This is a genomic window from Henriciella litoralis (assembly GCF_002088935.1).
Classification (GTDB): domain Bacteria; phylum Pseudomonadota; class Alphaproteobacteria; order Caulobacterales; family Hyphomonadaceae; genus Henriciella; species Henriciella litoralis.
The window spans coordinates 2,460,092-2,473,297 of the sequence record NZ_NCSS01000006.1 but is presented as its reverse complement, the minus strand read 5'-3'; the positions used below and the strand labels follow the sequence as shown (position 1 = coordinate 2,473,297).

Here is a 13,206-nt window from a genome sequence, read left to right as displayed (position 1 = left end):
GATCTAGTCGCAGCTGCCATAGTCGTCTGGATTCCAGGCCCCCGTTTCAAGCGTGTAGCTTGCCGGCAGGTAAAGATAACCGACACCCTCAGTGTCACCGGGCTCGATCCTGTGGACGCCGTCGAAACTGTGACCGCTCGTATTAGACCCCGCGCCGAGCGTCAGCCCGACACAGACCGGAAAAGCATTGTTATTGGTGGCGTAGAAGTTCCAGAAACGGTCGCCCTCAAAACCCTCTTCCAGATCGCCATAGACATAGATGCCCTGCTCATTGCTGATCGTCTGGCGCTCGAGCAGGATCGGCTCGTACATGCTTTCGCACGCACCGAGGATGAAAGTGGCGGCCAGTGCCGCAAATAGTCTGGACTTCAAGCAACACCTCCTGATTGGAACTATAGCGCTAGCACCAGTGCAGAGAGTTGCCAATCTGGATTTAGAGACTGTTTCCTGGCCCGGCTTTGCGGGCGAGATAGACGCTCTGGGTGAACGGTTTACCGTCCTGTAGCGGGTTCTTGAACGTGACAGGCTCGGACCAGGCGGCTTCAAACACCTCTGCCATGCGTGCGGTAAAGTCTGCATCTCCGACAGCGTCCGACCAGAGCCCCATCACACCGCCAGGCTTGAGATGGCGGGCGAGTTTGCGCATGCCCTCAACGCTGTAAAAGCTGCCGCTGCGCTCATTCAGCAGCCAGTCCGGCGTGTGGTCGATGTCAATGAGGATCGCGTCCTTTGGCGCGCCAAACCCTTCATCAGAGGCCGCCAGTTCAAAAAAGTCCGCTTCACGCAAGCTGCAGCGCGGATCGCTGGTGAGCGGCGGGTCAAGCGGGACGAGATGCGCGCGGTGCCACTCGATCACTGGGGCGAGAAACTCAACCACGGTCAGCTTGCCGACACTCTTATACTCAAGCGCCGCCGCCGCCGTATAGCCAAGGCCAAGGCCGCCAACGACGATATCCCATCCATCTGCCGGGGGCTTGCCTGCCATCTCCAGGGCCTCGATGCCGAGCCTCGCAAGCGCGATTTCAGAGGCGGTGAAAAGGCTCGACATAAGATGCTCATCGCCGAGCAAAACCTCATGCACATCGATACCGAGCGACAGAATATGACGACGACGCAGGCTAATCGCGCCAATGGGCGTCACCTGATAGTCGAGTTCTTCAAAGAGACGGCTCATCGCGCGCGCCCATCGAAACAATTGTTGCGGGGGATCCTGCGACTATTTTGGCACGCTCAGCGCCTTGAGCGCTGCGCACGCAGGATCATCACACTCCGAACTGATCAGGCGCGCATAATGGGCCGCACCTGACAGTGAGAGGTGATGCTTGTCATAATAGTAGATGGCATTCTCCGCCTCGGACGCAATTGGACAGCGGCCTTCAGAACAAAGCATCTCTATTTTCTTGAGCGGCAAACAACCGTTGCTCTCTGCAATTTCAAAGAAGCGCTTATTAAACTCGAGGGTCTTGTCATAGTTTAACGGCTCGACAGGGTCGACCGATGCGCGCTTGTCTGAAAGCTCCACAAGTCTGGGCACAGGCTGATCAAACGTCGCGCCTTCTCCAATGCAGACAAGCTTCGCGTCGGTTTTCGAACGGGCAAACTGAAGCGTATCCCCGAAATATTCCATTGACCAAGGTTCCCACCGGGCATGGAAAACCAGAATGTCGGCATCAGCGGCCAGCTGGCTTTCGAGCACAGTCGGAACGTGCTTTTCACACGCTTCGATATCTTTACGCGTTACCGTCTTGTTGCCCTCTTTGTATTCTCCCGTACGAGGACCAATGATTGGCTGGCACCACTGATTGATCCATTCGTGTCGAACATTGAAATCGCCCATGAAGCTCAGCACATTTGCGAAGTCCTTGCCGTGGCTGTCGCCAATCACCAAGACAGTGGGCTTGCCGGGGTCCAGCGCCCGCTTATTCAACGACTCCCGGTGTTGGTTTGATTCTGACCGAAGATACTTGCGGTCGGTTATAAGTACCGGTGCGCGTACAGGTGCACTGCCGAGCTGACCTGATTGAGCCGACATCGTTTCAACGGCGATCATCTGGCCCTGCCAGCCATTTGTAGCCCAGATGTTCGCCGACAGATAGAGAACGCCAATGCTGGCAAATGCGCCGAGCACAATGCGCCCCCCGCCCCGGCCAGAATTGGTCCAGATACCTTCCCGGCGAAACGGGGTTTCTATGGTAAAATACATGAGATAGCCTAGGATCAGGCCACCCGCCAGCAAGCCAATCTGATGCAGAGGCTCCAGAGTTTCCGAATAGGCCGATTTGAAGAACACAATCGGTGCCCAGTGCGCAAGATAGAGGGAATAGGATGCATTCCCCACTGATGTAGTAATCGGATTCTTGAGGATGACGCCCGTCTTTGCGTCCGGGGTCATCAGGCAAAGCATGCACCCGAGCGTCGGCACCAGCGAAATAATGCCGGGCATACGCGTTACTTCATCAAACACGATGATCGAACCGAGCATCAGGGACAGGCCGACAATGAACCCGACTTCCTGAACGATCTGATTTTTAAACCTCCAGCCATAGACCGACAGCAGCGCGCCGCCGCCGAACTCGAATACGCGAAATGGCGTCAGGAAGAAAACGGCCGCAGGGTCTTTACCGTAAAACCATTCAGCAGCACCAACCGAAGCCGCCGTTAACAACAATATGGTCGCCAACACGGCCGCGCGCTTTCCTATGGCAAACGCAAGCACGATGATGGCTGGCCAGAGAAGATAAAATTGCTCTTCAACCGATAGCGACCAGAAATGCAGGAAGGGCTTCATGTAGGCTTCCGCATCGAAATAGCCGGCATCGAGCCAAAACACGATATTTGAAGTGAACAGAAGCGCGTGTAAGCCCGTTCGGCCTGTTTCTGCGAAATCGGAACCGCCAAAAAAGAAATAGGCTGCGATTAGCGTAACCAGAATGGTGAACACGCTCGCAGGCATCAAGCGCCGAAGGCGTCGGACGTAGAAATTGGTAAAATTGAAGTCGCCGCTTTCGCGTTCGTTCAGGATGATACCGGTGATCAGAAAGCCCGAAATGACGAAGAAAATATCAACGCCCAGAAAACCACCCTGAAACACACTTACGTCAATATGGAACAGAATGACCGAGATGACGGCGAGGGCCCGAAGCCCCTGAATATCCTGGCGAAACTTCATTTCCACCCCTTTGCATCGCGCGCTGGTCCGTGCGAACCAGATGCCGTGCGCCCAATTACCTCAATAAACCGCTACAACGGTTACGTAACCGCGTCGAGTACTGCCTCTGACGAAGGCTTAGAAAATTCGGCACGCCTCTAATTTGGGCTGGTTGCCGGGCGGGTCGCTCTCCTCACCTTGCAGGTGCGCAAAAGCAAAGAAGAAAGGGCGACCCTAGAGCCGCCCTTCGAATTGGTAAGATGACGATCCTAGTATCGGCAGTGGCAGATCGGGTCTACATTCCCGTCCGGCAGCCTTCCGCGCCTGGAGCACGCCGAAACGCTCTGCCTGCCACCTAGGCCGACCGCACCCCGCCCCTTCCCTTTCAGGGCATTCTGTGCCATGTGCGCGCCTTGAGGCGAGCTTTCCGGGCTCTCCGCTGGCTGGACGACATCCTGGCTGGCATCCCGGGCACTCTCCCCAAAGGACCACCCTTAAAATCAAGGGTTATCAGAAACGGCTCCGCTGGAGCCATAACGAAAGAGTATTCACGATGTCGATCACGGCAGAAAAAAAAGCTGAACTGATCAAGAAATTCGCCCAAACAGAGGGCGATACCGGGTCACCGGAAGTCCAGGTTGCGATCCTCACAGAGCGCATCAACAACCTGACCGAGCACTTCCAGACCAACAAAAAAGACCACCATTCGCGCCGCGGCCTGCTCAACCTGGTCGCCACGCGTCGTAAACTCCTCGACTACCTCAAGAGGAAGAATGAGGGCCGCTACAGCGCCCTTATCGAAGAGCTGGGTATTCGCCGCTAGGCTCCCGGCAAAAATCAGCCCGCCGGACATAGGGTCCAGGCGGGCTTTTCGTATGAAGAGAAAGATATACGCATGTTTGACAAACAAACCGTGTCGCTGGAATGGGCCGGCCGCACGTTGACGATCGAGACGGGCCGTGTCGCTCGTCAGGCTGATGGCGCCGTCGTCGTGACCTACGGTGACACCACCGTGCTCGCCACAGCCACCTTCCGCAAGGAAGCAAAACCGGGGCAGGACTTCTTCCCGCTCACGGTCAACTATATGGAAAAGTACTACGCTTCGGGCCGCATTCCTGGCGGCTTCTTCAAGCGTGAAGGCCGTCCGACCGAAAAAGAGACGCTGACGTCTCGCCTCATCGACCGTCCGATCCGTCCACTTTTCGTCGACGGCTTCAAGAATGAAGTTCAGGTTGTCCTGACCGCGATCTCCTATGACATGGAAAATGATCCGGACATCGTCGGCATGATCGGCGCTTCCGCAGCGCTCGTTCTGTCCGGCGCGCCTTTCATGGGCCCGATCGGCGCAGCGCGCGTCGGCTACCGCGATGGCGACTATCTGATCAACCCGACGGCGGAAGACCTTGAAACCTCCGAACTCGACCTCGTTGTCGCCGGCACCAATGATGCCGTGATGATGGTTGAGTCCGAAGCCAAGGAACTGCCTGAAGATGTGATGCTCGGCGCTGTCATGGCCGGCCATGAAGCCATGCAGCCTGTGATCGACGCGATCATCAAGCTGGCTGAAAAAGCCGCCAAAGAGCCGTTCGACTTCGAAGGTGAAGACCTTTCCGGCGAGCTGAAGCAGATTCAGGACCTCGTTGGCTCCGATCTGTCGGCTGCCTACAAGATCACCGAGAAGCTGGAACGTCAGGAAGCCGTTGGCGCCGCACGCACCAAGGCCTCGGAAGCGCTCGTGGCAACCGAAGAAAAGCCTGAAGGCATGAATGAGGCGGTCTTCAAGTCCGCGTTCAAGAAGGCCGAAGCGAAAGTCGTTCGTGGCGACATCATCAAGACCGGCAAACGGATTGATGGTCGCTCGCTCGATCAGGTTCGTCCGATCACGTCCGAAGCTGGCTTCCTGCCACGCACGCATGGCTCGGCTCTTTTCACCCGCGGTGAAACGCAGGCGATCTGTGTCGCAACGCTTGGCACCTCCGACGATGAGCAATTCATCGACGGCCTGGGCGGTACGCACAAAGAGAAGTTCATGCTTCACTACAACTTCCCGCCATATTCGGTTGGTGAAACCGGCCGTATGGGCGGTGCAGGCCGCCGCGAAATCGGTCACGGCAAGCTCGCCTGGCGCGCGCTGAAAGCCGTTCTGCCGAACCCGGACGAGTTCCCATACACGATCCGTCTTGTCTCCGAGATCACCGAGTCCAATGGCTCGTCCTCGATGGCAACGGTCTGTGGTTGTGCGCTCGCCATGATGGACGCTGGTGTGCCAATCGCACGTCCGGTTTCCGGCATCGCGATGGGTCTGATCAAGGACGATGACGGCGTTGCTGTCCTCTCCGACATCCTGGGTGACGAAGACCACCTTGGTGACATGGACTTCAAGGTTGCTGGTACCGACAAAGGCGTCACATCGCTTCAGATGGACATCAAGATCGCCGGCATCACCCGTGACATCATGGAAACCGCGCTCGAACAGGCAAAGGGCGGCCGCGCCCACATCCTGGAAGAGATGAACAAGGCCCTGTCCGGCTCCCGCGACAGCCTTTCGGAAAATGCCCCGCAAATGGAAATCGTGAACATCCCGGTCGACAAGATCCGTGACGTTATCGGTTCCGGCGGCAAGACGATCCGCGATATCGTCGACACGACGGGCGCCAAGCTCAACGTGGAAGACGATGGCACGATCCAGATCTCCGCGCTCGACCGCGCCTCGATCGATGCGGCCAAGAAGCGTATCCGTGAACTGACGGCTGAGCCGGAAGTTGGTGAGATCTACGAAGGCAAAGTCGTCTCCATCAAGGATTTCGGCGCCTTCGTGAACTTCTTTGGCCCGAAGGACGGTCTCGTCCACGTGTCGCAGATGGCAGACGAGCGCATCGGTCACCCCAAGGACCTCGTCAAGGAAGGCGACACGATCTGGGTCAAGCTGATGGGCTTCGATGATCGCGGTAAGGTTCGCCTGTCGATGAAAGCCGTCGATCAGGAAACCGGTAAGGACAAGGAAGGCGACGACGCCGAATAGTCCGAACACCGTGCAAACACTTTAAAGTCAAAGGCCGTCCCTGCTGGGGCGGCCTTTTTCATTTCGGGCGCGGAATAGGCTTTCCGGAAAGTGCAATACAATCAGAGTCCGTCCGTGTACGGCCTTAAAAAATGCTGCGTTGCAGCCCAGTTTTTCTGTTGACACATAACTGTCATATTTCAAATGATGCGTAATGTTACAGAAATATGACACTCTTCGCACTGCGTCTCTGCTGGCCTTGGCGGCAGCGGGCGGTGCAATGACCGCGCTTCCCGCGCAGGCGCAGACCAATTGCGACCTCTCGGATGGATACGGCCAGACGCTGGTTTCCTATGTCGATGAGGTTGAGGCCTGCCTTGCCGAAGCAACGTTTGACGGCGACCTCGAAACCGCTATCGCAGATCATACAAACGCTGTTCGCAACGACAAAGGTGAAGCCGCGCTTGAGCGCCGCGCCTCGCTCGACGCTGCAGCCCGCGCCCACGCGCTCGACATGGCCGCTCGCAATTATGCCGGCCACAATGACCTTGAAGGCCGCGGCCATGTTTACCGGATGCGCGCCATCGACCGTCAGGTGCTGGCAAGTGCCACAGGCGCAAATGTCGTCGTCCTGGACGCTGGCGCCGATGCCGACACCATCTTCGCAACGATCCAGTCGGACGAGGCCAACCGCGAAAACCTGACACGCGATCGCTTCAACGCGACCGGGCTAGGCATCGCCGAAGGCAATGGACGGATTTATGTCGTCCAGATGCTGACAACCGTCGATGGCGAGCTGGAAAATCCCCTGCCGCTCGCGCTGGCCGATGCGACCAGTTTCAATCCGCAGATCAATGAAGGCATGTTCCGCACCGCTGGATGGAATCTCAGCGACGAAGATGGCAACCGCCTTGCCGGTGGCCGCCTGATGCGGATGAATGCCGACAGCCTCGAACGCGCAGATGCAGGCTATCTCGACGTCCTCGTTGAGCTGAATGCCGACACCTATGTGCTGAAGGGCCCGATGGTCTCGCGCCAATAGGGCGCCTTCGCCAAATGGTCAGATATGGAACAGGGGCTGCTTGGCAAAGCGGCCCCTTTTTCCTTTACAGTAGATAGAGCCTCGCGCGGCTTTCGCCTCAGCCGATAAGCGGCTAGAGCGAACGCATGACCCAGTCCTCCTGTTTTCTTATCGCCATGTCCGGCGGCTCCGGCTCTGGCAAGTCCACGCTGGCGGATGCCCTTGTCACGCGTCTGACACCCGAAAAAGCCGTCATCTTTCATGAAGATGGCTATTACTGGCCAATGCGCCATTATGGCCCGTGCGAGACCGAAGAACAGCGCGCGCGCATCATTGCCGACGCCAATTATGACGACCCGGCCTCAAAGGATACGCGTCACCTCGTCAATGATTTGTCGGCGCTGAAATCCGGCCAGTACATCGATCAGCCCGTCTACGATTTTGACAAACATGACCGTGATCCGAACAAGACGACCCGCATCGATCCAGCGCCGGTCATCATTCTGGAAGGCATTCACGCGCTGTCCATTCCGGCGCTTTCATCCCTCATCGATCTCTCAATCTATGTCGATACGCCAGACGATCTGCGCCTGGCGCGGCGCCTGCGCCGTGACGTGATTGAGCGGGGCCGAACGGTGCAGAATGTGCTGCAACATTATCTCGATACCGTGCGCGCTGCGCACTATCGCTTCACCTTTCCTTCGAAGTTTGAAGCTGACCTCGTCATCGCCGACGAAGGCCTGCCTGCCTATGGCAAGGTCACCCCGGGTGAGGATGCGATTGACCGCATGCTGGCGCCAGTTTTGTCGAGATTGAGTTTAAATGGTGTTTTATAAACGATTTTAGCGTATAATCCCCAATATGAGGGGAATATTACTTTTTTTAACCATGTTTGCGGCATTTTTCGCCTCTCAGGCGAATGCGGACTGCCGGATTTCGCTTAAGGAGCGAGCGGCTGATCTACCGACCTATGTCAGCAATGGTCAAGCCTGCCTGCAACATATCCCCAATGGTTTTTCATTTGATGAATCGATGGAAATCATGTTCCGCGACCGCATCAATGAAACGCGCACCGCGCATGGCCTTGCCCCTCTGAAGTTTCGCAAGGAGCTCAGAAACGCCGCGCGCTGGCACAGCCTCGACATGGCGGCCAATAATTTCTTCAATCACAAGGGCCTCGACGCCTCGATGCCGAAGGACCGCATCACCGCGTTGGACCGCACCCTGCTGACCAGCTTGCTGCTCGAGAACATCGCCTCGATCAATGGTGATTTTGACTGGGACACGGTTGTCGACCGCCTACATACCGGCCTGATGAACAGCCCCAGCCACCGCGATGCCATCCTGCAAAAGGATGTCACACATTTTGCGATGGGGGTCGTGAAGACTGACAATGGCGTCTGGCTGACCGAACTGTTTGTGCGTGAGGATGGCTCGTTCGAGCGCCCTGTGCCGCTGCGTATCGAGGCCGGATCGCTCGTCAATCAGCCCGCTCGCCTGAAAGACTGGCGATTCAAGGCGTTGGCCCTGCAAGCTTCAGATGAACCTGTCGATTTGCCGACCGTCAGCGACTTTACCGCCAGCGTACCAAGCGAAATTCTTGGCAAGCTGACCTTCACCGTCCGCGGCGAACGTCCAGGCCCACGCCCGAATACGCGCTCTTACATGCATTTTCACGGGCCCACCGTGGTTGTTGTCCCGGCACATTCGAGCTGATTGCGGCGGGCGTCGGCTTGATCAGAAAAAGCTCGCAATCTCCTTGAGGGCTTTCTTCTTCAGCGCATGTTTCGGCACCATCGCATCGTCTGCCGGATACCCTGCAACGAGAATCAGGAACGGCTTTTCCGTTTCCGGACGGTCGCACAGCCCATTGAGAAATTTCATCGGGTTTGGCGTATGGACGAGCGTCGCGAGCCCTGCCTCATGGCAGGCAGCAATCAATAGCCCCGTCGCAATCCCGACGCTTTCATTGATGTAGTAATTCTTGCGGTCCTCACCGGCCTCAGCCCCGCCGCGCCGCTGCGCGAAGATACAGATGAGCCACGGCGCGGTCTCCATATAGGGCTTGTCGGCATCCGTCCCGATCGGCGCGAGCGCATCCAGCCAGTCCTCCCCGGCCTTGCCGGCATAGAAGGCGCCCTCCTCAGCTTCTGCCGCCCGTCTGATTTCCCGCTTCTTCTCCGCAGAGCCAACGCAGGCAAAAAACCAGGGCTGATGGTTCGCACCTGATGGCGCTGTGCCCGCCGCAGCAACGCACGCCTCGATGATCTCTCGCGGCACCGGCCGGTCAGAAAACTTGCGCACAGACCGGCGCGTCGCCATTTGCTTATGGAAGCTGGCGGCCCGCGCGCGCATTTCCTCGTTGCTGAGCCGCTCATAGGCCTCAAGCGGGACGTGGGTGTCGGGGGAAGTCTTCACCTGCTAAGGCCTAGCCCTTTGGCTCTCTCCCATCGCCTTTCTCAATGAGATAAGGAACAGGATCGCCAGGAGAAAGACATTTATGCCAATGGCGATTGCAAGCCCCAGAAGATCCGCCGCGCCGCAAAAATAGAGACCTAGTAAGCCCACCGAAAAGATCATCATCAGCGAGACAACCGCCCGGTTTGCCTGGATCGCATAAACGATGTGATGACGTCTTATTTTGAATGGTCGCACGATTCCGACATCTCTGTGGATACTGGTATCATCCTTCAATTGGACCCCGCCCGCAAGTCACGCTCTGGCGAGCCGCTTCGCCATCCCGGTCCCGCGCTTACCGGCCTGTTTGAGCCAGCCATCGATTTTCCGGGGAGTCGCGGTCTTTACAGGGCCGAACTGGAAGGTCCGCCGTGGCTTCACGCCGGCATAGTTAAGGACCGTTCGTTCGACCCGGTTCTTGGCGGCGCGATGATACGCGACGGAGTCGTAGACGACCGGCGCGTCCGACGTCATGAAGATATCGGCCGAGCGCCCAGCGAGCAGCGAGCAGCGAGCAGCGAGCAGCGAGCAGCGAGCAGCCTGTCCCACCATTTTGGATCGGCCCAGACAAGGTGGTTCGCCCACATGATATTCTCGCGCCAGTCCTCAAGGCAGGGCTCCAGAGTCTTGCGGCTGTGATAGCCGTCAGTGAGGTCGGGATCGAAGTCCATGTCGGCGAGGTTGGTTCGGCACACTTCGGCGCCAGCGGTTTCAGCGGCGGCCTGAAAGGCACCGGCGAGCCCCTGCGACAGCTAGGTGGAGCGCAGATGGCCCACCCAGATAAAAACGACCCGCCATATGATGCTCTCGTTTGAATATTGAACATACTCGCAACTGTGCAACGTAGAGAATGCAAGCCATTGCCGGGTGACGCTGCGATGGCGCCTTTCCTCTCGGTCATGGCTGGGCGGCCCGGCACGGCGGCGCTAGGCTCGTCCCAAACAAGAAAACCGGGAGGATAGGATGAAGGATTTCAGCGGAAAAATCGCCGTGGTCACAGGCGGCGGCGCTGGCATGGGCCGCGAGATGACCAAACAGCTCGCCGAGGCCGGTTGCAGCGTCGCCATCTGCGATATCTCCGAAGAGGACATGGCCGCCACTGTATCAGCCGCCGAGGCCCTCGCCCCGCAAGGCGTGCGGATCACGAGCTACAAGGCCGACGTCTCAAACGAGACCCAGGTCAACGCCTTCGCAGAGCATGTACGCACCGCCCATGAGACCGACCATATCCACCTTCTCATCAACAATGCCGGGATCGGTGGCGGCGGCAGCTTCGTCACCGGTCCGCGCGAGAACTGGGAGCGGACGTTCAATGTCTGCTGGCTGGGCGTCTACAATAATGCCCGCGCCTTCATGCCGATGCTGGTCGCCGCCGATGAGGCGCGCATCGTCAATGTCAGCTCCGTCAATGGCTTCTGGGCGAGCCTTGGGCCGGACACGCCGCACACCGCCTATTCCGCTGCCAAGTTCGCCGTGAAGGGCTTCACCGAGGCGCTGATCACGGACCTCCGCCTCAACGCCCCGCACGTGAAAGCCAGCGTCGTCATGCCCGGCCATATCGGCACGCAGATCGCGCTCAACACGCTGCGTGAGTTTGAGAATGATGCGGGCGTCGGCGGCGCAGGCGAGAGCTATGATGAGGCCAAGACCCGCGGCGAGCAGTTCCGCGACAATGCCATCACCTCAGCCGAAGATGCCGCAAAGGTCATCCTGGACGGGGTTCGCGCAGGCGACTGGCGCATCCTGATCGGCCCCGACGCCGAAGCGATCGACGAAGCCGTCCGCAAGACCCCGAGAAAAGCCTATGAAGGCGACTTCGGCATGAGCATCTTCGCAAAACTGCGCGAGGCGATTGCGCCGGGGTGAGGCGCTTGGGGCTTCATCCTTCGACAGGCTCAGGATGAGGTTGCACTTTTCGTCCCGCTGGGAGCGACGGACCTCACCAGAGATTGTCGAAGGGCGAGGTCCGCGCGCATCTGCTAGTCTAGCGATTATCCAGCTCTGACCTCACCAGCTCCAGCCCTCGCCGTGTGATGCGGTAAGGCTGGCTCTGCTTGGAGGCGATGGCCCGCTTCTTCTTCAGCTTGCGGAAGAGATGCTCATCAAGGCCCGGATAGCGCCAGCCGTCGCGGGAGTAGCAGTGCAGTTCTGCGATTTTCTTCTGGTGTCGTACGATTTCGATGCGCCCGCCCTGGGCGAGCAGGTGGAGGATGCGCTGTTCGGCGCGTGAGATATCCATTTTGAAGTAAGTCCGGAAGGTGCGCGGGCCGGGCTTCCCGGTGACCGCGCATGACAAAGGTCAGCCTCTCAAGATGAGAAACCGGCATTCGCTTGCCGGCCTGCCTTGCCTCTCGGCGTGTACGGCAGACCCCTCTAGCGGGACTCAGACTGGTTGCGTGTCATCAACACTCCATTGGAGTGCTTATTTTGCGTCACATCCTGACCTGAAGCAAGGCCCTACCCAGACCATGTTTGGAAGGGGGAATCAGCGATGACCATTGCTGTATTGCCAGAAGCGCTCGTCCTTCGACCCTCATGGTGAGCCTGCCGAACCACGCTCAGGATGAGCGCTTTGTTGCTAACCTCTCAAAAGGCCTCATCCTGAGCGAAGTCGAAGGACGAGGCCGCCACCCGGGCCGCTATTCGTCGCCCATATCCGGCACGCCAACGACGTGGAAACCTGCATCGACGTGCAGGACTTCGCCAGCCACCGAGTGGCCGATGTCGGAGAGGAGATAAAGCGCGGCGCCTGCGACGCCTTCCATGCGCGTGTCTTCCTTCAGAAGGGACATGTCGCGACCGGTGCCCATCAGCGACTTGCCGCCCTTGATGCCCGCGAGCGAGAGCGTGCGCATGGCGCCGGCAGAGATCGCGTTGACGCGAATGCCCTGGGGCCCAAGATCGCGCGCGGCATAGCGGGTGGAGGCTTCGAGTGCGGCCTTGGCGACGCCCATGACGTTGTAGGATGGTACGACACGCTCTGCGCCAAGATAGGTCATGCAGATGATCGAGCCGCCATCCGGCATGATCTCGGAGGCGCGGCGCGCGCTGTCGATGAAGCTGTAGACGGAGATGTCCATGGCGCGGCGGAAGCCTTCGCGCGTGGTGTTGGCAACCATCGAGCCTTGCAGCTCATCCTTGCCGGCAAAGGCGATGGAGTGGACGAGGAAGTCGATCTTGCCCCATTTTTCCTTCACCTGCGCGAAGGCAGCATCCATGCTCTCATCATTAGTGACGTCGGCGGGGATCATCGTGTCCATGCCGATGCTCTCGACCAGCGGGCGCACGCGGCGCTCAAGGCTGTCGCCCTGATAGGTGAACGCGATCTCGGCGCCCTGCGCGGCGAGCTGCTTTGAAATGCCCCAGGCAATGGAGTTCTGGTTGGCCACACCCATTACGATGCCGCGCTTGCCCTTCATCAGATTGCCTTCGGGCATGTTCCAGTCGTCAGCCATGATCTTCCCCTTGAGGTGAGTTACAAGTTCGTCCAACGGGCTAGGCGCAGGCGGACAAATCGTCAAGCAACGGTAAGGCGTAGACGCCTGCCTGAGCAGAGGTCCATGCCATCACGAATCTTTG

General features: G+C 58.5%; 15 protein-coding genes. 6 read left to right on the top strand and 9 right to left on the bottom strand.

All coding sequences use genetic code 11. The annotated features are described in order from the left end of the window. Window positions 1-3: 3 nt before the first annotated feature. The 3 genes from B8783_RS15640 to B8783_RS15630 all read right to left on the bottom strand — a co-directional run bounded on the left by B8783_RS15640 (window position 4) and on the right by B8783_RS15630 (window position 3,169). A complete protein-coding gene (locus B8783_RS15640; RefSeq protein WP_139792396.1) occupies window positions 4-372 on the bottom strand; it encodes a hypothetical protein in 369 nt (122 codons plus the stop codon). Window positions 373-433: 61 nt separating this feature from the next. Further along, complete coding sequence (locus B8783_RS15635) at window positions 434-1,174, bottom strand: spermidine synthase (protein WP_084421009.1); 741 nt, start codon at window positions 1,172-1,174, stop codon at window positions 434-436. A gap of 42 nt (window positions 1,175-1,216) precedes the next feature. Then, window positions 1,217-3,169, bottom strand: coding sequence for an acyltransferase family protein (locus B8783_RS15630; RefSeq protein WP_084421008.1), 1,953 nt, complete (start codon window positions 3,167-3,169; stop codon window positions 1,217-1,219). A 532-nt stretch (window positions 3,170-3,701) separates the two neighbouring features. On the opposite strand from B8783_RS15630, the gene rpsO reads away from it, so the two are divergent. The 5 genes from rpsO to B8783_RS15605 all read left to right on the top strand — a co-directional run bounded on the left by rpsO (window position 3,702) and on the right by B8783_RS15605 (window position 8,886). Continuing rightward, the gene (gene rpsO, locus B8783_RS15625) at window positions 3,702-3,971 is read left to right on the top strand and encodes a 30S ribosomal protein S15 (protein WP_084421007.1); all 270 of its coding nucleotides are present in this window, start codon (window positions 3,702-3,704) and stop codon (window positions 3,969-3,971) included. Window positions 3,972-4,043: 72 nt separating this feature from the next. Beyond that, a complete protein-coding gene (gene pnp / locus B8783_RS15620) occupies window positions 4,044-6,170 on the top strand; it encodes a polyribonucleotide nucleotidyltransferase (RefSeq protein ID WP_084421006.1) in 2,127 nt (708 codons plus the stop codon). Between the two features lie 259 nt (window positions 6,171-6,429). After that, window positions 6,430-7,191, top strand: a complete 762-nt coding sequence (locus B8783_RS15615) for a CAP domain-containing protein (protein WP_169711822.1) — start codon at window positions 6,430-6,432, stop codon at window positions 7,189-7,191. Window positions 7,192-7,316: 125 nt separating this feature from the next. Continuing rightward, window positions 7,317-8,006, top strand: a complete 690-nt coding sequence (gene udk, locus B8783_RS15610) for a uridine kinase (protein ID WP_084421004.1) — start codon at window positions 7,317-7,319, stop codon at window positions 8,004-8,006. Between the two features lie 196 nt (window positions 8,007-8,202). Further along, complete coding sequence (locus B8783_RS15605; RefSeq protein WP_169711821.1) at window positions 8,203-8,886, top strand: CAP domain-containing protein; 684 nt, start codon at window positions 8,203-8,205, stop codon at window positions 8,884-8,886. Between the two features lie 21 nt (window positions 8,887-8,907). Here B8783_RS15605 and B8783_RS15600 read toward each other — a convergent pair whose 3' ends face one another. The 4 genes from B8783_RS15600 to B8783_RS18400 form a co-directional block, all read right to left on the bottom strand. Further along, window positions 8,908-9,525: a nitroreductase family protein gene (locus tag B8783_RS15600; protein ID WP_084422141.1), complete on the bottom strand. Its 618-nt coding sequence runs from the start codon at window positions 9,523-9,525 to the stop codon at window positions 8,908-8,910. A gap of 66 nt (window positions 9,526-9,591) precedes the next feature. Beyond that, window positions 9,592-9,864: a hypothetical protein gene (locus B8783_RS15595; protein WP_084421002.1), complete on the bottom strand. Its 273-nt coding sequence runs from the start codon at window positions 9,862-9,864 to the stop codon at window positions 9,592-9,594. Between the two features lie 18 nt (window positions 9,865-9,882). Continuing rightward, window positions 9,883-10,101 carry a hypothetical protein gene (locus tag B8783_RS15590; RefSeq protein ID WP_139792395.1) on the bottom strand — a complete coding sequence of 73 codons (219 nt, stop codon included), beginning with the start codon at window positions 10,099-10,101 and terminating at the stop codon, window positions 9,883-9,885. Then, window positions 10,098-10,379, bottom strand: a complete 282-nt coding sequence (locus B8783_RS18400) for an NAD(P)H-dependent oxidoreductase (protein ID WP_139792394.1) — start codon at window positions 10,377-10,379, stop codon at window positions 10,098-10,100. Before B8783_RS18400 ends, B8783_RS15590 begins: the two co-directional genes overlap by 4 nt. A gap of 211 nt (window positions 10,380-10,590) precedes the next feature. On the opposite strand from B8783_RS18400, the gene B8783_RS15580 reads away from it, so the two are divergent. Beyond that, a complete protein-coding gene (locus tag B8783_RS15580; RefSeq protein WP_084420999.1) occupies window positions 10,591-11,493 on the top strand; it encodes an SDR family NAD(P)-dependent oxidoreductase in 903 nt (300 codons plus the stop codon). A 118-nt stretch (window positions 11,494-11,611) separates the two neighbouring features. Here the strand turns inward: B8783_RS15580 and B8783_RS15575 are convergent, their stop codons facing one another. Both B8783_RS15575 and B8783_RS15570 read right to left on the bottom strand, forming a co-directional pair. Beyond that, the gene (locus B8783_RS15575; RefSeq protein ID WP_084420998.1) at window positions 11,612-11,866 is read right to left on the bottom strand and encodes a YjhX family toxin; all 255 of its coding nucleotides are present in this window, start codon (window positions 11,864-11,866) and stop codon (window positions 11,612-11,614) included. A 400-nt stretch (window positions 11,867-12,266) separates the two neighbouring features. Beyond that, complete coding sequence (locus B8783_RS15570) at window positions 12,267-13,082, bottom strand: enoyl-ACP reductase FabI (RefSeq protein WP_084420997.1); 816 nt, start codon at window positions 13,080-13,082, stop codon at window positions 12,267-12,269. Window positions 13,083-13,206: the final 124 nt, after the last annotated feature.